The sequence below is a fragment of the Paracoccus sp. DMF-8 genome (assembly GCF_029309835.1).
GTDB lineage: Bacteria > Pseudomonadota > Alphaproteobacteria > Rhodobacterales > Rhodobacteraceae > Paracoccus.
In genome coordinates this window covers 85617-102118 of record NZ_JARJHL010000005.1, presented here as the reverse complement: position 1 = coordinate 102118, position 16502 = coordinate 85617, and the positions used below count along the sequence as shown (strand labels likewise).

General features: G+C 66.3%; 15 protein-coding genes and 1 pseudogene. 7 read left to right on the top strand and 9 right to left on the bottom strand.

Annotation, left to right across the window (positions count from 1 at the left end; genetic code table 11):
• Positions 1–239: 239 nt before the first annotated feature.
• Positions 240–2414: a catalase/peroxidase HPI gene (gene katG / locus PE067_RS03900; protein ID WP_276187925.1), complete on the top strand. Its 2175-nt coding sequence runs from the start codon at positions 240–242 to the stop codon at positions 2412–2414.
• 51 nt (positions 2415–2465) lie between these two features.
• On the opposite strand, the gene PE067_RS03895 is transcribed toward katG, so the two are convergent.
• Positions 2466–2825, bottom strand: a complete 360-nt coding sequence (locus PE067_RS03895; RefSeq protein ID WP_276187924.1) for a LuxR C-terminal-related transcriptional regulator — start codon at positions 2823–2825, stop codon at positions 2466–2468.
• Between the two features lie 119 nt (positions 2826–2944).
• Between PE067_RS03895 and PE067_RS03890 the strand changes: the two genes are divergently transcribed.
• Both PE067_RS03890 and PE067_RS03885 read left to right on the top strand, forming a co-directional pair.
• Positions 2945–3175: a hypothetical protein gene (locus PE067_RS03890; RefSeq protein WP_276187923.1), complete on the top strand. Its 231-nt coding sequence runs from the start codon at positions 2945–2947 to the stop codon at positions 3173–3175.
• 342 nt (positions 3176–3517) lie between these two features.
• Positions 3518–4474: a hypothetical protein gene (locus tag PE067_RS03885; RefSeq protein ID WP_276187922.1), complete on the top strand. Its 957-nt coding sequence runs from the start codon at positions 3518–3520 to the stop codon at positions 4472–4474.
• A gap of 113 nt (positions 4475–4587) precedes the next feature.
• On the opposite strand, the gene PE067_RS03880 is transcribed toward PE067_RS03885, so the two are convergent.
• The 5 genes from PE067_RS03880 to PE067_RS03860 all read right to left on the bottom strand — a co-directional run bounded on the left by PE067_RS03880 (position 4588) and on the right by PE067_RS03860 (position 11724).
• A complete protein-coding gene (locus tag PE067_RS03880) occupies positions 4588–7035 on the bottom strand; it encodes a caspase family protein (RefSeq protein ID WP_276187921.1) in 2448 nt (815 codons plus the stop codon).
• A gap of 39 nt (positions 7036–7074) precedes the next feature.
• Complete coding sequence (locus PE067_RS03875) at positions 7075–7710, bottom strand: hypothetical protein (protein WP_276187920.1); 636 nt, start codon at positions 7708–7710, stop codon at positions 7075–7077.
• 1 nt (position 7711) lies between these two features.
• A complete protein-coding gene (locus PE067_RS03870; RefSeq protein WP_276187919.1) occupies positions 7712–9199 on the bottom strand; it encodes a hypothetical protein in 1488 nt (495 codons plus the stop codon).
• A gap of 399 nt (positions 9200–9598) precedes the next feature.
• Positions 9599–10987: an ATP-binding protein gene (locus PE067_RS03865; RefSeq protein WP_276187918.1), complete on the bottom strand. Its 1389-nt coding sequence runs from the start codon at positions 10985–10987 to the stop codon at positions 9599–9601.
• Positions 10984–11724, bottom strand: coding sequence for a response regulator (locus tag PE067_RS03860; RefSeq protein WP_276187917.1), 741 nt, complete (start codon positions 11722–11724; stop codon positions 10984–10986). The genes PE067_RS03865 and PE067_RS03860 overlap by 4 nt, the downstream gene beginning before the upstream one ends.
• Positions 11725–12142: 418 nt before the next feature.
• On the opposite strand from PE067_RS03860, the gene PE067_RS03855 reads away from it, so the two are divergent.
• Together PE067_RS03855 and PE067_RS03850 are read left to right on the top strand one after the other, a co-directional pair.
• Positions 12143–12328, top strand: a complete 186-nt coding sequence (locus PE067_RS03855; protein ID WP_276187916.1) for a hypothetical protein — start codon at positions 12143–12145, stop codon at positions 12326–12328.
• A 430-nt stretch (positions 12329–12758) separates the two neighbouring features.
• Positions 12759–13019, top strand: coding sequence for a hypothetical protein (locus PE067_RS03850; RefSeq protein ID WP_276187915.1), 261 nt, complete (start codon positions 12759–12761; stop codon positions 13017–13019).
• Between the two features lie 792 nt (positions 13020–13811).
• Here the strand turns inward: PE067_RS03850 and PE067_RS03845 are convergent.
• From PE067_RS03845 to PE067_RS03835, 3 genes are read right to left on the bottom strand one after another with little or no spacing between them, the layout of a single operon-like run.
• Positions 13812–14282, bottom strand: a complete 471-nt coding sequence (locus PE067_RS03845; protein ID WP_276187914.1) for a hypothetical protein — start codon at positions 14280–14282, stop codon at positions 13812–13814.
• Entirely contained in the window at positions 14261–14431 is a 171-nt protein-coding gene (locus tag PE067_RS03840; RefSeq protein ID WP_276187913.1) for a hypothetical protein, read from the bottom strand. The genes PE067_RS03845 and PE067_RS03840 overlap by 22 nt, the downstream gene beginning before the upstream one ends.
• Before the next feature lie 36 nt (positions 14432–14467).
• Entirely contained in the window at positions 14468–14605 is a 138-nt protein-coding gene (locus PE067_RS03835) for a hypothetical protein (protein ID WP_276187912.1), read from the bottom strand.
• 157 nt (positions 14606–14762) lie between these two features.
• Here PE067_RS03835 and PE067_RS03830 point away from each other — a divergent pair, with 157 nt between their 5' ends.
• Positions 14763–15845: an acyl-CoA dehydrogenase family protein gene (locus tag PE067_RS03830; protein WP_276187911.1), complete on the top strand. Its 1083-nt coding sequence runs from the start codon at positions 14763–14765 to the stop codon at positions 15843–15845.
• Positions 15842–16486: pseudogene (locus PE067_RS21785) on the top strand (CoA-binding protein); the annotation flags it as partial. The gene PE067_RS03830 and the pseudogene PE067_RS21785, both read left to right, overlap by 4 nt.
• Positions 16487–16502: the final 16 nt, after the last annotated feature.

The following is a 16502-nucleotide window of genomic DNA, read 5'->3' as shown; positions in this document are numbered from 1 at the left end:
CCGGGCCGGGCGATCTGGTGATGGCTGTCCGGCCCGTCCGTTTGTGCCATAGTCATAACTTTTGATTATCAAAAATTAAAATATTTTGAATTTCTCATAATGTCTGATCCGCGCTACATCTTTGTCATGCCTGTGGGTCACAGTGGCCCACAGGGACGTTTGACAGCCACGCGCAGGGTGGCGGGGGCAGGTCGCAGGACCGGCCCTTCACCCCCCGCGCAGCAAAGCAGGAGGATTTCATGGACGGAAACGACAAGCCCACCGCAGGCAAGTGCCCGGTGCTGCATGGGGGCATGACCGCTGCCTCTGGTTCCGTGACAAGCTGGTGGCCGAATGCGCTGAGTCTGGACATCCTGCATCAGCAGGACAGCAAGACGAAGCCGCTTGGCCCCGATTTCAACTACCGCGAGGAATTCAAGAAGCTGGATGTCGAGGCGCTGAAGGCCGATCTGCGCGCGCTGATGACCGACAGCCAGGACTGGTGGCCGGCCGATTACGGCAGCTATGTCGGCATGTTCGCCCGCGTCGCATGGCACAATGCCGGCACCTATCGCACCAGCGACGGGCGCGGTGGCGGCAATAACGGCAACCAGCGTTTCGCGCCGCTGAACTCGTGGCCGGACAACGTCAACACCGACAAGGGCCGCCGCCTGTTGTGGCCGATCAAGAAGAAATACGGCAATGCGATTTCCTGGGCCGACCTGATCGCGCTGGCGGGCAATATCGCCTATGAGGTCGCGGGGCTGAAAACCTTTGGCTTCAGCTTTGGTCGCGAAGATATCTGGCACCCCGAAAAGGATATCTATTGGGGCGACGAAAAGGAATGGCTGGCGCCATCCGACAGCCGCTATGACAACGTGGCCGAGGCGAAGACGCTGGCGAACCCGCTGGCTGCCGTGCAGATGGGGCTGATCTATGTCAACCCCGAAGGCGTCAACGGGCGCTCGGACCCGCAGGCCACCGCCAACCAGATGCGCGAAACCTTTGCGCGCATGGGCATGAATGACGAGGAAACCGTCGCCCTGACCGCCGGCGGCCATACCATCGGCAAGACCCATGGCAACGGCAGTGCCGACGATCTCAGCGCCGATCCCGAAGCGGCGGGGCCGGAATTCCAGGGTCTGGGCTGGATGAACACCAAGGGGCGCGGCATCGGCCGCAATACCATGGTTTCGGGTCTGGAAGGCGCCTGGACGACCAATCCGACGGTCTGGGACAACGGCTTTTTCGAGATGCTGTTCAAGCATGAATGGACGTTGACCCGCAGCCCGGCGGGCGCCTCGCAATGGGAACCGATCACCATCGCCGAGGAAGACAAGCCCGTCGATGTGGAAGATCCCTCGATCCGGGTCATGCCGATGATGACCGATGCCGATATGGCGCTGAAGGTCGATCCGGTCTATCGCGAGATCTCGCTGCGCTTCATGAACGATTTCGACGCGTTCAGCGATGCCTTTGCCCGTGGCTGGTATAAGCTGCTGCATCGCGACATGGGACCGAAATCGCGCCATCTGGGTCCCGATGTCCCGGCCGAGGATCTGATCTGGCAGGACCCGGTGCCGCAGGGCCCGACCGGCTATGACGTCGCCGCGCTGAAGGCGCAGATCGCGGCCTCGGGGCTGTCGGTCACCGATCTGGTCACGACGGCATGGGACAGCGCCCGGACCTATCGCGGTTCGGACATGCGGGGCGGTGCCAATGGCGCGCGCATCCGTCTGGCCCCGCAAAAGGACTGGGAAGGCAACGAACCCGCCCGTCTGGCCCGCGTGCTGTCGGTGCTGGAACCTCTGGCACAGGCGGCGGGTGCAAGCATCGCCGATACCATCGTGCTGGCGGGCAATCTGGGCGTCGAACAGGCGGCCAAGGCGGCCGGCTATGATATCGCGGTGCCCTTTACCCCCGGTCGCGGCGACGCGACCGAGGCCCAGACCGACGCCGAAAGCTTTGCCGTGATGGAACCGATCCATGACGGTTACCGCAACTGGGTGAAACAGGACTATGCGGTTTCGCCCGAGGAACTGCTGCTGGACCGCACGCAGCTGATGGGGCTGACCGCGCCTGAAATGGTCACGCTGATCGGCGGGATGCGCGTTCTGGGCACCAACCACGGCGGCAGCGCGCATGGCGTCTTTACCGACCGTCCCGGCGCGCTGACCACGGATTTCTTCGTCAACCTGACCGATATGGGCAATAGCTGGAACCATGTCGGGGATGGCGTCTATGAAATCCGCGACCGCCGCAGCGGCGCGGTGAAATGGACGGCGACGCGGGTCGATCTGGTCTTTGGCTCGAACTCGATCCTGCGCGCCTATGCCGAACTTCACGCGCAGGACGATGGCGGCGCGCGTTTCGTGCAGGACTTCGTCAAGGCCTGGACCAAGGTGATGGAGGCGGATCGCTTCGACGTGAAGTGACGCGCCATTGCGACAAACCACCCCGCAGCGCGCAATCGCTGCGGGGTTTTTCTATTCGGTCAGATGGTCGATGAAACGCCGGAACAGCACGCTCTGGCTGGAAATCCCAAGGCGGTGATAGTTGTTCGAGCGCTGGATTTTCACCGTCCCTTCGGTGATGCCAAGGTTTTCGGCAATCGACAGGCTGCCATGGCCGCGCAGGATCAGCTTGGTCACCGCGCATTGCGCGGGCGTCAGCAGATCGCCGAAAACCTGATCGGCATCGGCCCTGCCGGGTGCGGGCCCGGTGCTGCCGTCCGGGTGGTGAACCTGCGGCCAGTGCCGGCGCAGGCTGGCCGCGATGATCGGCATCAGCGCGCGGATCGCGGCGAATTCGCCTGCGTCAAAGGGTGCGCCGTGACGGTTGCGCATCAGCGAACAGGTCGCTGAAAAACCTTCGTTCAGGGGGACGACAAAACCGATTTCCTCGATCAGCGTGCCCGCCTCATCGGAATTGCAGGGGCCTCTCGCGATGCGGCGAAATCGGAATTGTGGAACGCGTCGGGGGCTTTGACCTGACGGCCTGTCGCGAAACGCGGGACAGCGTCGGCCAGCCCGTGCTGGCGATGCTGCGCGACGAAGGCAATGGCGCCTTTCAGCTTGGCCATTCCGACCTGAACGCGGTCGTCGCCAATCCCGCACTGGCGGATGAGCCGCGCATTCCCGACCCGCAATCGCCCGCCGCATTCCGCGAATTCGGGATTTTTTCCATGATGGGCTGAAAACCTTTTTTACCCGATATTTCGAGGAATTGCAGAATTTCTCGCAACTCGCCGGAACGCGGGACATGGGCGCGGCAGATGCCTTCGGACCATGGCAAGGGGTAGGGGGCTGTTCAGCGAAGGCGTGAACCCCGCCGCGCCGGGCCGCGCAAGAGGTTCAGCATGTCTTTGCCATCGAAGACTTTGCCTTCCCGCGCAATCTGGATCACGCTTACCCCTCGGCGGTCGCCCCTACGGATGACGATATCGACGATGCAACGCTGGCCCTTGCATGTCGCGGGCTGGACATGGCATCCGGCGGCATGCCGCGCGATTACGAGTCCATGCTGGCCTGTTGCTTCAATGGCGAGGGGCGGATCGTCACGCAGGAAAATCGGTATCCCGGAACATTTCGAATTCACCGGGGCCTGTATCGCGGGCAGCAATGCGGCCGCGCATGCGCTGGTCGGCGTGAGCGATGATGACAGGATGCTGGCGGAACTCCAGCGCCTGCGGCCGCACAGCGACAATCTGCTGCATTTCGGATCGGTCGACGCGCTGCGGAACGGGTCACGGACCTTTCTGCGTGTCCATGACCGCCCCGAAATCATTGCGGAACTGCAGCCCGATGAAATCGCCCGGCGCGCGGCGCTGGACCAGAACCGTCCGGGTGGTCAGGCCGAGACCGTCATCCGCGCGCTGCTGAACGGTCAGGCCTCGGCGGTGGCGGCGGCTGATCTGGGGGCGCAGGATCGCGACCTGCTATCGCTGCTCGATCTGGATCCGGCCGCGCCCTTTGATCCCGACCCGCCCACGGTTCTGGTCTCCCCGGCGGAATGTCGTGGCGACATGGTCGAGGCGACTGTCGCCGCCGTATCGGCCCGGCGTGCGTTTCCGACCGATGGGACGCCCGATACGGATCAGGCGCTGGAGATGCGGCTGGAGCTTGGCGATCCCGCGACCGGCCAGCCCGCGCAGCCGCAGGCGGGTCAGTCCCTGTGCCTGCCCCTGTCGCTGCGCGATACGGTGACGGGGGCCGCGCCGCGCGGGATCCGGCCGCGCTTTTTCGCCCGCCCCGTGCAGCCCGGCATCGCCGGTTGCGAAATGGCCGGTAGCGCCTTTCTGGCGACGGGGTGCACGCCTGAGGGGCCGTTCATGCTCTATCCCGTCGCGCTGCCGCCGGGGCTGTCGCTGCAGGCCGCCGTCGGCCTGATCTCAAAAGAGGATCCGCCACGATCCGCCACGCCCTTGGTCTTGCACCGGGTTTTGGGACCGCCCTGTCGGGCTGGCCGTGCAGGGGCTGCTGTGCGCCCTGCATGATGCCGGGCGCGATCTGGGGCGGGGCCGATCTGTCGGACCTTGGCCTTGACCATCGCCGCCACCGCCTGACCGGCACATCCGAGGTGCGCCTGCTGTCGCTGGATTTCCAGCCGCTACCAATCCGTATTCGTTCCGTTCGTATCCAGATGGACATATTTGTCGAACATGCCGATGCCGCCTGAAAACACCCCTTCCAGATCGCGCATCTGGCGCAGTTCGGCGGCGGCGACGGCGGGGGACAGGCCCTGCACCATGAAATCCACCGCCGAGAAACGCTGATGTTCCGGGTCGTCATCGCCCAGACAGGCGCGATAGGCGGCGCTGCGATAGGCCGCGACGATCAGGATCGGGCGGGCCAGACGGCCGCGCAACCGATCCAGCACCCGCGCCGTCGGGACCATATTCGGCCAGAGCGCGGGCGGCGGCAGCGTGTTCAGCCCCGCGCAGGCCCCGCCCGGCGCATTCGGCCCGCCAAGCGCCAGAAACTCCTCGGGGGTGAAATGCTGCAGGTTCAGCCCGGCGGCCCATTCCAGAAAGGCCTGCTGTTCGGCGGGGCCGGTCGGGTTCGCGGGCTTTCCGGCGGGCGGCGGTGCGACCGGTTCCGGTTCCGGCAGGCCTTCCGGGGTGACGGGCGTTCTGGCGCCTTGCGGCACGCCGCATTTGCCCAGCTCGCATTCCAACTGGACGATGACCGGGTTGCCGCGCGGGTTCGCGGTGACGGTAAAGGGGTTTTGCGCCTCGAACGCGGGGTCTTTGGGACCATAGGTATTGTATTGCGGCACCTGATAGCCGGTGACCCTGGCTGCGATCATGTCCAGAAAGGCCCGGTGACTGCCGCGGTAGGCGCCATTGGCCCAGGTCTCGACCAGCGCGCGGGTAAAGCGCCCGCCGCCGTTGATTTCCAGCGCGGATTCGGTGTCCTGACAGGCCGAAAGGCTGATGACCGAGGCACTGATCGGCCCCATCGGGTCATGCACGGCATTTTCGTCGATCATCGAATAACGGGCAAAGGTCTTGTATTCGTTGATATGGACCGAGTTCACCAGATCGGCGATGCTGGTTGGCATCGACCGCGAAATCCCCGGTCCCGTCGTGATGGCAAAGGGGTCCAGCGGATTGGCGCGGATCACCGTGCCGGAATTGCAGCTGTCGATCACCGCCAGCACCCGCACGCCCGGCCTGAACAGCGACAGCAGCCGAAAGATCTCGTCATCCGCGATCATGTAGTCGAACAGGCAAAGCGCCTCGTCATGGCCGTCGTCTTCGTCCTGATTGAAATCGGTGATGCGGCCGCCGTGGCAGGCGAAGGTCAGCAGGTAATGATCGCCCTCGGCCAGTTTTCCGGCATCCTCTTCGACCGCGGCGATCACGGCGGCGCGGGTGGCGTCGCGGTTGTGCAGCGCGCGCGCGTCGTAGCCCTGTTCCGTCGCGATGACCTGCATCTTTTCGGCATCGTTGACACAGCCGAAAAGCTGGCCGTTCCAGCCCGCATAGGTCTGGGTGTTCAGGAAATCTATCCCGACATGCAGGGACCGGGCCTGCGGCGTCCGGGCCTCGGCCGTGCTGTCGCCGCCCCGCGCCCGGCCGCCCCGCGTGCCCGCGCTGCGCGTGCCGCCCGCCAGCGCCTGCGTGATCGCCTTGTCGATCCGCCCGGCCGCGCTGGCGTAACCCTCATTGCGCGGGTGCAGCTCGTCATACCAGTTCGAAACGCTGCCCCGGCAATCGACATAGGTCAGGTTCGGCATCCGCTGCGCCAGCAGGCGCAGGCCGTTGTTGAAACGGTCCACCATCCTTTGCGCGATCTGGACCTGCAGCTTCGGGTCGGTGATGCCGCGTTTTTCCATCGGCACCCCCATCCATCTGCCGCGATTGGGGATGGCGTAATCATAGCCGTGGCTGATGATGCGCACCGCCGGAAAGCTGCCCGCCACATCGCGGCACATCCGTTCATATTGCGCAAAGGCATTGTCCAGAATCTGCTGGAACGAGGCGCGCAGGTAATCCTCGGGGCGCATCTGGGACGCGGTGTCGCGGTCGTAGGATTCAAGGTGATTGGCCAGCGCGCCGCCCGCGACCAGATCATTGCCGCCCGCCGAAAACAGCAGGATCTGCGCGCCATAGCGTTCCAGCGGCCCGGCATATTCCGGGGTCGTCACCATGTCCTCCAGCAAGGCGCCCGCCGAACTGAGACAGTTGATCGCCCATTTTCCCGACAGGTGGTCGATGACATCGTTCAGGATCAGCGGATATTGAAACCAGCTGTCGCCTTCGGCCACGATGACCGGCCCCGCGTCGTTTCCGGCGATCCTGCGGTCAAAGGCGGTCTTGCGGCGCCAGCGGCAATAGTCATTGGCGGCCGACAACATGCCTGCGGCGCGGATGCCGTCCAACGTCTCGGCGCCTTCGACATATTGGGGGTTGGGGCGCAGCGCCGGGTTCAGCGGGGTCGAGCGCGCCTCGTCTTCGATGAAATAGCGGGCGATATCGGATTCGGGGACCGAAGGGTCGGCCAGCATCCGCATCAATTCGTCCAATGTGATACGAGGAAGATCCTTGGTCATGGTCTGTTCCTTTGCGATCAATGGTTTGTCCGGTCGGTCTCAATCCTGAAAGCTTTGCAGATTGCGCATGATTTCCGCCTCGAAGGCGGGCAGGCGGTCGAATTTCAACTGGTGCATGCGGCCAAATCTGCCATAGGCGCCGCCAAGCGCGGTGACATGGGTCAGCGCCGTTTTCAGCGCGGGATTGTCGAATGGCGCGGTCCCGGCGGCCTCTGCCTGTCCCAGCATCAGGGGCGGGGCGCCGGTGCGGGGATCGCGTCTTTCGCAGGCATTGGCGACCAGTTCCAGAAAGCCGCGACCGTAGCCATCCAGAAACAGCCGCTGCTGGATGTCGGCATTCGGCAGATAGATCCGGCCCCGCGCGACGGCGCCGTCCAGCGGTTCGGTGCTTGCGGGCGCGGGGTCCGGGGCAGGGTTCGGGGCCAGATCGGGGGCAGGGCGCTGGTTCAACTGCCCGATCAGCGGAAGCAGGCGTTGCGCCGCCTGATCCAGCCGGATGGCGGGCAGGACCAGTTGCAGGCTGGCCAGCGACGCGGTCCGGGCATCGCGGATCGTGCCGGGCCTGCCGCGCAGGGCCTCGACCAGCGCATCGGCGACCAGCGCGCCCGTGCCTTCGGCGACGATATGCAGCGGTAGGCCGCGCGGCCCGGTCCAGTTCAGCATATGGCGCAGCATGTCAAAGGCCGGACCGGCGGGCGATCCTGCCGGGGGCTGCGCATCGCCCCAGACCGCGCGTGTCGCATTGGCACTGGATCTCGCGCCAGATCGCGCGGCCGATGCTGCGGATCTCGCCCTCGAAAACCAGATCGCGCAGACGTTCGCCATCGGCGCCGTTGCTGCCTGCGATGCGGGCGCTGCGTTCGGCGCTGTCGTGCAGCGCCTGCAGGGCGGATTCGCCGAAATTCCCGGCCCAGAACAGGGTAAAGGGATAATAGCCCATCGCCTCGATCGCGGCACGGCGGCGGGCGGCGGCGGTAAAGGATTCGCCCAGCAGATGCAGCCCCGAGGACAGCCACAGCACCACGCCCTTCCAGTCGCTGCCGCCCAGCCCCCGCAGGCTGTTTTCCAGCAGCGCCGGGCTGGAGGGATAGGCGCCAAGCCGGATGTATTCGCCATCCTCCAGCGTCAGGTAGCGCCCGATCAGGGCGATGCAGGGCGTCGAGTTCGGCACGGGTTCCTGCGCGGATCCCGCGCCCTGCCGGCCAAGCGTGAATTCGAAACTGTCGGGCGCGGGCACGCCAAGGCGCAGCACCCAGCCATCCATGACATTCTTTGCCCAATCGGCATAGCGCCATAATGCGACCCCCGCATAGCCGCGATAGCCGCCCCATTCCGGCCCCAGTGAATTCAGCACCAGAAAGCCGTGTTCGTCATAGCCGATCAGAACAAAGGCATGGCTGCCGCGCCGCTCTGCCGTGGCGGGGACGCGGATTTCGCCCCCGGCCCCGGCCACGGCCCGCGCCGACCAGCCGTCATGGATATGGGCCGCGACCAGCGCCGTGCCGGTATCGGTCAGCGCGGCATGGTAATGGTGCAGGATCGGCGCCAGCCGGCAATAGGCGCCAAGCGGCACGGCGCGCGCCGCATCCGCCTGCGGCGCGGTCGGAAAGGTGATTTCGGCCGCCTCGCCTTCGGGCGGGTCGGTCGGCCCGGCCGTGGGCCAGCAGGCATTGGCGTCGGGACCGTTTTCCAGACAGACCCCGTGATGATAAAAGGCCTTGAGCACGGAACGCAGGCTGCGTATGCCATCGCGGCGCGGCCGCGTGATCCCGGCAAGGCGGCTCATCCGTGCCGCTTCGCGCGCGCCATCCTTGTTGTCGCCATCCTTGCCATCACCGTCCTGCGGGTAAAGATCGTGCAGCCGGGCCAGCTGATACAGCATGTCGGCGCTGGTGCGTTCGTCATCCGCACCCACGGGTTCCGGCGCGGATGCCGCCTGCAGGCGGCGCTGCATGTCGATCAGCGCGGCCAGCGCAAAGCCGGTGCAGCGCGCGCTCTGCCCCTGATCGCGCACGCCGAACAGCGGTAGCAGGCGCCCATCCGGCTGCGCGGGTTGAAACAGCGCGGGATCGGGCATGACGCTGCGCCGCAGGGTCGTCAGCGGCGGCGTATAGGTCAGGTCGCGCAGATCCAGCCGGTCGGTTTCGACACCGTTCTGTGTCAAGAGGTCCTTGGGATCCTGCGGCATGGCGCGACTCTCTGTGTCGGGAAATCAGGAGGATTTTGGCAACTGTATCATGGGTTACGTCAAATGGGCGCCTTAACTTCGCGCCCCGATGCAGGGCTGTCGCCGGGGAATGCGCGGCCCCCGGCCGGGTGCTTGCAGTCCGCGAAAAGACGGGACAGGTGCAAGGACGGGGCAGGTGAAAAGATGGGGCAGGGGCATCCCGGACCTGTCGGTGCGGGACGGGCCAGCAGGTCCCGGTTTTCCCGAAGTGGCCGAGGCACTGGCCATCTGCCCGGCTCTGCCTGACCGGGATCGCGCCGGTGGGATCATGGGTGGCAAGGATCGACCTTCGAGCCGGTGATATCCTGCCCGGCATCGCTGTCATGGAAGATCTGTTCAGGTCGCGCGCCGCCTTGCCCACCGGCCGATCGGCGCGACAGGGGCGTATTTCGATCCTTTTTCCCGTCCCGTCCAGAGTTGCCGGGTGGCGAATCCTCTGCGCCGTCCGATCACCCCGCGACAGGCAGATGGCAGGTCTGGACCAGCCCCTGCGGGAGGCGGTTGGCGATGGTGATGGTGCCGCCGTTGCGCTCGACGATCTCGCGCGCGATGGCCGGGCCCAGTGCCCGCGCCGGGAAAGGATTTGCGCCGGGCCTGATCGACGCGGAAGAAAGGCTCGAAAATCCGCGCCAGCAGTTCGGGGGGCACGCCGGGGCCTTCGTCCTCGATGGTGACGACCGCCTGCGTGCCATCCCGCGCCAGCGACACATGCGCCCCGCCGCCATGTGTCGCGGCATTGGCGATCAGGTTGCGCAGCGCACGTTTCAGCGCGATCGGACCGCCCATCACCGTCATCTCGGGCAGGGCACCCATGTCGACCCGGTGGCCCGTGGCGCGCAATTCCTGCGCGATCTGCCCCAGCAGACGGTCCAGCCGCAGCGGTTCGCGGCCGTCGGGGCCGACCTCTTCGCGGACAAGACGGATGGCGCTGTCGGCGATCAGGTCCAGTTCCTCCAGATCGGACAGCCATTTCGCGCGCTCGCCCGCGTCTTGGATGAATTCGGCGCGCAGGCGCATCCGGGTCATGGGCGTGCGCAGGTCGTGGCCCGCCGCAGCGACCAGCCGCATCCGGCTTTCCATCGCATCCTTGAGCTGCACGGACAGCCGGTTCAGCGCCCGGGCCGCCGATTGCACCTCGGCCGAGCCCGTCTCGGGGACATGATCCAGCGTGCCGTCCGGTCCGACCCGGTCCGCCGCATCCTCCAGCAGTTGCAGGGGCCGCGTCAGCCGTCGCGCGATATGGATCGAAATCGCGGCGCTTCCCAGAACGATCAGCGCCAGCCAGATCGCCAGCACCTTCCAGCGCCCGGCCGGGGGCGACATGTCGGGGATCGCAAAGACCCGCCAGTTCTCAGGCGATACCCGGACAGACGCGTTCAGCGCCGTCCGTTCGCCAACCCGTGTCACCACGACATCGCGGGGGCTGCCGGTCCGGCGCAGGGCCTCGCGCAGAAAGTCGGATTCGCGGGGCAGGATCTCGCCCGCGGCTGGTTCCGGATGCAGATCGGCCTGCGGCGCGGACCCCCTGCCAGGTTCCGTGCCATCATGCCCCGTCCCGTGACCCAGCAGGTCAAGCGCCAGATGGATCTGACGCGCCACCGGCTCCATCGTCGCCTGCGGGGCGGGCGGCTGCATGACCCGCGTGGCGGCAAGGCTTGCCAGCGTCACCACGCCGATGATGGCGGCGACCAGCAGCGCGGCGATACGGGCCTGAAGCGATTTCACCCTTGCCCCGCCCCCACGGTCACCCCCGCGGTCGCCCCCACGGTCACCGGCACGGCAAGCTGATAGCCGCCGTTGCGCACGGTGCGAAAGAGCGTCTCGCTGGCCTTTTCGCCCAGCTTGCGGCGCAGCCTGCTCATCAGCACGTCGATCGAGCGGTCCAGCGGATCGCGGTCGCGCCCCTGCGTCAGGTCCAGAAGCTGGTCGCGCGACAACAGCCGCCCCGGACGTTCCAGAAACACCCGCAACAGGTCGAATTCGGCCCCCGTCAGTTCGATTTCGCTGCCATCCGCCGCCGCGACACGGCGCTGGCCGGGGTCGGCCTCGAACCCGGCGAAGCGATAGGTGCGGGCGTCCGGCGCCGGGATGTCCTCGGGGCCGGAGCGGCGCATGACCGCCTTGATCCGGGCGACCAGTTCGCGCGGGTTGAAGGGCTTGCCCAGATAGTCGTCCGCGCCCAGTTCCAGACCGATGATGCGGTCGACGTCCTCTTTCAGCGCGGTCAGCAGAACGATGCGCAGGCCGGGGCGATGTTCATGCAGGCTGCGGCAGATATCCAGCCCCGAACCGTCGGGCAGCATCACGTCCAGCACGATCAGGTCGGGCGCGCCATCGGCCACCCGCGCCTCGCATTCGCGCCGGTCGGCCGCGGTCGAGACACGAAAGCCCTGTTCCTCCAGATAGCGGCGCAGCAGGCTGCGGATTTCGGGGTCGTCGTCGGCAATGAGGATATGCGTCATCGGATCCACGTTGCTTTGCGATTCGTTCTAGCCGATTCCGGATCGCGCCGCTTGGGCTATTTTGTGACGAAACTTTGCTGAAATCGCTGCGGAAACATTCGTTTGCAAAACCGCGTCCCCCGGAAAGAATTCGTTACACCCAGGACCTAAGCCGGAAAAACGGCAGGGCTAATTTCATCGGTATCGCAACCGATGAAAGGTTTGAAAGATGAACGGATTTGCCACGAAAATCCTGCCTGCCCCTTACCATGCTGGGCACGCTTGCCGCGCCGCTTGCGGCGCAGGAGCCGCCGGTGGGGGCCGGGGGAATGGGGGCTGGGGAAACGGTGCAGATGCGGCCCGGCCCGGCTGTGCCGGGACCGCAGCGCCCCCGCTACCCTCGCAGCGATGCTCCCTGCCGCGATGCTCTCCTGCCGGAATGCCCCCCGCCGCAATTTCCGGGCCGGGCCTTGCCGCCCATTCGGCCGGGGCCGGGATATGGCTGGATATCACGGATGCGCAACAGGATGCCTGGCACGACTATTACTCGGGCGCCGATCGCCAACGGTCGCGCCCGACATGCGCGCCCCGTCTCGATGTCGCGCCGGATGCCGCCCGCGAGTGATGCCCCTAGATAATGCCCTGCGGCCCTTGCCCGCCGAAAGAATGGCCGGAAAGCGAGGCGCTGACCAGCGGCCGAGACGGCCCGGACCCTGCTGGATGCGGCCGCCGCCCTGCGCGATGTGCTGGAGCCCGCGCAGATCGACAGGCTGGCGCAGATCGGGCCGGTCTTCGGACCCGGCCCGCGTCGAGCGCATGGGCAGCATGGGCCGGATATGCGGCCCTGAACCCGATCCGCGAATTTCCCGGACATCTGCGACATGAAAAAGATGACCGTTTCCTGATACAGATTGCTGCCGTTGCAGCGGCGGCGCTTGGTGGCGGACAGATGGCCACGGCCGACAGCCGCCCGACCCCGCCGGAATGCCGCCAGAATGACCGCAAATGCCCGGAACCCCGGCCGGCAGAGACGAAACGCAAGGACGGTGACCGGCGTGAACAGCCCGCGCGACGCGCATCGCAACGGCAATCACCGGCGCGAACAGCCGCGCGACGCGCGCCGGGCCGAACATCGGGCCCCGCGCCCCGGCGACAATGGACGCGACGCCCGCCCCCGCCTGCGCGCGGAAAACAGCCGCTTCGCGCCCGCCCCGCGCGGTCAGGAATATCGCGTGATCCGCGATCAGCTGGTGCTGGTCGATCAGAAGACCAAGCGCGTCGTTTCGGTCCTCGGTCCCGTCGAGGGGCGGCGCTGACATGGTGACCGCGCGCAAGCTGGCGGTCGCGGTCGCGCTGGTCCTGCTGCATCGTCGCGAACACGCCAGCGGCGGCCGGGGCCGCCCGCATCCTGCGGTCAGGGCGAAGCGCGCGCACCCTCGACCCCGGAGCCTACCCGGAACCGGGCCACCTCTGTGCCAGCGGATCAGGCATCGCAAGGGCCGCGCGTGACCGGGGTCGCGCGGCAAGGCGGGCCTGAACAACTGGCCGCGCCCATCCGCGCGCTGGCAAAAGATGGTCCGTGGCGTCTCTCGTCCGCTCTTTGGCGGCGGTTGCGAGTTCGCGCAACACAGCGGAAAACGCTGCCGACGGGCCACGCTGACTGGGCCACGCCGGCCGGGCTACCCGGCCATCCTGGGCACGCCGGCAATCTGGCCACCCCGCGATGATAGGATCGCTGCCGGATTGCGAGGTCGCAAAGGGCGGGGTCGCAAAGCATGGCAGATGCGCCCGAACCTGCCGGATGGGGCGAAGGGTCGGCGGTGACCGGTTTCCGGATCGGCTTGGGCCGGTTCGACTGATCCGGCGGCGGAATCCGGCGGCCGTGCGGCAGGGATTTCGAGGCACCCTGCGCCTGCGGGCCGGTGGCGCGGCGCATCGGTCTCGGCCGCAGATCGCTGGCGAGCGAGGGCGTCCGGCCGAAATTCCCCGCCGAAGGCGCGCGCCAGCGAAGCCGCGTTGACATAGCCGCAGCGGGTCGCGATTTCGGCGATGGTCTGATTGGTATTTTCAAGCAGCCTCGCGCGCTTCGCGCCGGCGGATCCATCACCTCATCCTGTGGCGTGCAGCCGGTTTCCGCGCTGAACAGGCTCTCCAGCCTCTTGCGGTCCATCGCGCTGCGGCGCGCGATTTCCGGGATGGGCAGGGGGTTTTCGATATTCCGGCGCATCCAGCGACACCGCGCCATGGATGGCGGCATCCGGAGTCATGCGGAAATTCCACGGTGGCTCGCGGGTGCCGTGCATGAACATCGCCGCGACCTCAAGCGACAGCATCGCGCCGTGGTGTTCCCGGATCAGGTGCAGGATCAGGTCAAGCGCGGTGGTGACCCCGCCGCAACTCAGCCGGTTGCCGTCGATCCGCAAAGCGCGGTCGCGCAGCACCTGCCTCCGGGGAAGGTTTCCGGCAAGGCTGTCGTATTCGTCCCAGTGAATCGTGGCGCGACGCCCGTCCAGCAGGCCGGCGGTGGCCAGCAGCCAACTGCCGGTATCCGCGCCGATCAGCGTCGGATAGCGCCCCAAGCGGCGGCCGCGCGCCAGTGCGCGCGTGGTGGCGATATTTTGGCGTGGCTGCGGAAATCGTAACCGGGCACCACGATCAGGTAATCCCCGCCTTCGCTGTTGCGCAGGGCGCTTTCAGGCATCACCGGCAAGCCGCTGGAGGAGGTCACCGGCGCCGCCTCGATCACCGAGAAAACGCCGAGCGTCTACAAAGCGGCCTGCGCGAGATGCTGTTGGACGCGCAGCAGCCGCTCGACCGCATTGGCAAGGCAGAGATTGGAAAAGCGATCGAACAGCAGGACGTCGATCTGCCGCGTTCTTTCGTCCGGTTTCCAGCTTTGCATGATATCGGGACAGCCTTGCATGATGCCTTGCCCCGATCTGTTCCATCCTGTCCGGGAATCAGCAAGGGGATTTGCAATGGATTTCGGGCTTGGCGAAGACCAGCAGATGATCGTTTCGACCGTGCCGCAGTTTCGTCGAAAATGAAATCGTACCCGCATGAGGCATTGGTCAGAACGCACGGGACGGGTTCCCCGTGAACTGGGCGAAGACATCCGCCGCAAGGTCATCGACCTTGGCTTTTACGCCTGCAATTTCCCCGAAGAGGTCGGCGGGGCAGGGTTGTCGCATCTGGACATGACGCTGGTCGAACGGGAACTGGGGCGCGGTTCGATGGCGCTGACGCATTTCTTTGGCCGTCCCCAGAATATCCTGATGGCCTGCGCGGGCGAACAGCGCGAACGCTATCTGCTGCCCGCCGTGCGCGGCCAGCGCATGGACGCGCTGGCGATGACCGAACCCGATGCCGGGTCCGACGTGCGCGGCATGAAATGTCGGGCGGTGCGGGACGGCGGCGATTGGGTCGTCAACGGCTGCAAGCATTTCATCGCCGGGGCGGAACATGCCGATTTTTTCATCGTCTTTGTCGCGACGGGCGTGGATGAGACGCCGCAGGGACCAAAGCGGCGGATCACCTGCTTTCTGGTGGACAGGGGCACGCCGGGGTTTGAAATACGCGACGGCTACCGCGCGGTCTCGCATCGCGGCTATCGCAATTACACCCTGTATTTCGACGGTTGCCGCCTGCCCGATACACAGGTGCTGGGCGAGGTGGATGGCGGTTTCACGGTGATGAACGACTGGCTTTACGCCACGCGCCTGACGGTCGCGGCCTTTTGCGTCGGGCGGGCGCGGCGCTGTTTCGACCACGCCCTGACCTATGCGGCCGCACGTCGGCAGTTCGGCCAGCCGATCGCGCGGTTTCAGGGTGTCGGTTTCCAGGTCGCCGACATGATTACCGAAATCGACGCGGCGGATTGCCTGACCCTGTCCGGCGCCTGGCGGCTGGACCGGAACCTGCCCGCCAACCGCGAGATCGCCAGCGCCAAGCTGTACGCATCCGAGATGCTGGCCCGCGTCACCGATGCAACGCTGCAGATCCACGGCGGCATGGGGCTGATGGAGGACCTACCGATCGAACGGTTCTGGCGCGATGCCCGCGTCGAACGCATCTGGGACGGGACATCCGAAATCCAGCGCCACATCATCAGCCGCGACCTGTTCCGGCCTCTGGGTGCATGATGGAACGGCTGCTGCGGCCCCGTTCGACTGCTGCCGTGGGGGGCAGCGGCTGGTGCGGCAATATCGTCCGCGCCTGCCGGCGCATCGGCTATCAGGGGCGGATCTGGCCCGTGCATCCGTCGCTGCCGGAAATCGGGGGCCTGCCGGCTCTTGCGCGGCTGGCCGATCTGCCTGCGGTGCCGGATGCGGTCTTTGTCGGCGTGAACCGCGATGCGGCGCTGGATGTCATGGCCGATCTGTCCGCGATGGGTGCGGGCGGCGCCGTCTGTTTCGCCGCCGGTTTCCGCGAGGCTGCGGGCGAACTGGCCGATGGCGCCGAGATGCAGGACCGGCTGGTCGCGGCGGCGGGCGACATGCCCTTTCTGGGGCCGAATTGCTACGGATTTATCAACGCGCTGGACGGGGCGGCGCTGTGGCCCGATCAGCATGGCTGCGAAAAGGTGGATCGCGGCGTGGCGATCATCACCCAAAGCTCGAATATCGCGATGAACCAGACGATGCAGCGGCGCGGTCTGCCGCTTGGCTATGTCGTGACGCTTGGCAATCAGGCGCGCGTGGGCTTTGCCGGGGTCGGGCAGGCGCTGCTGACCGATCCGCGCGTCACCGCGCTTGGCCTGCATATCGAAGGCATTGCCGATCCTGCTGGCTTTCCAGGCG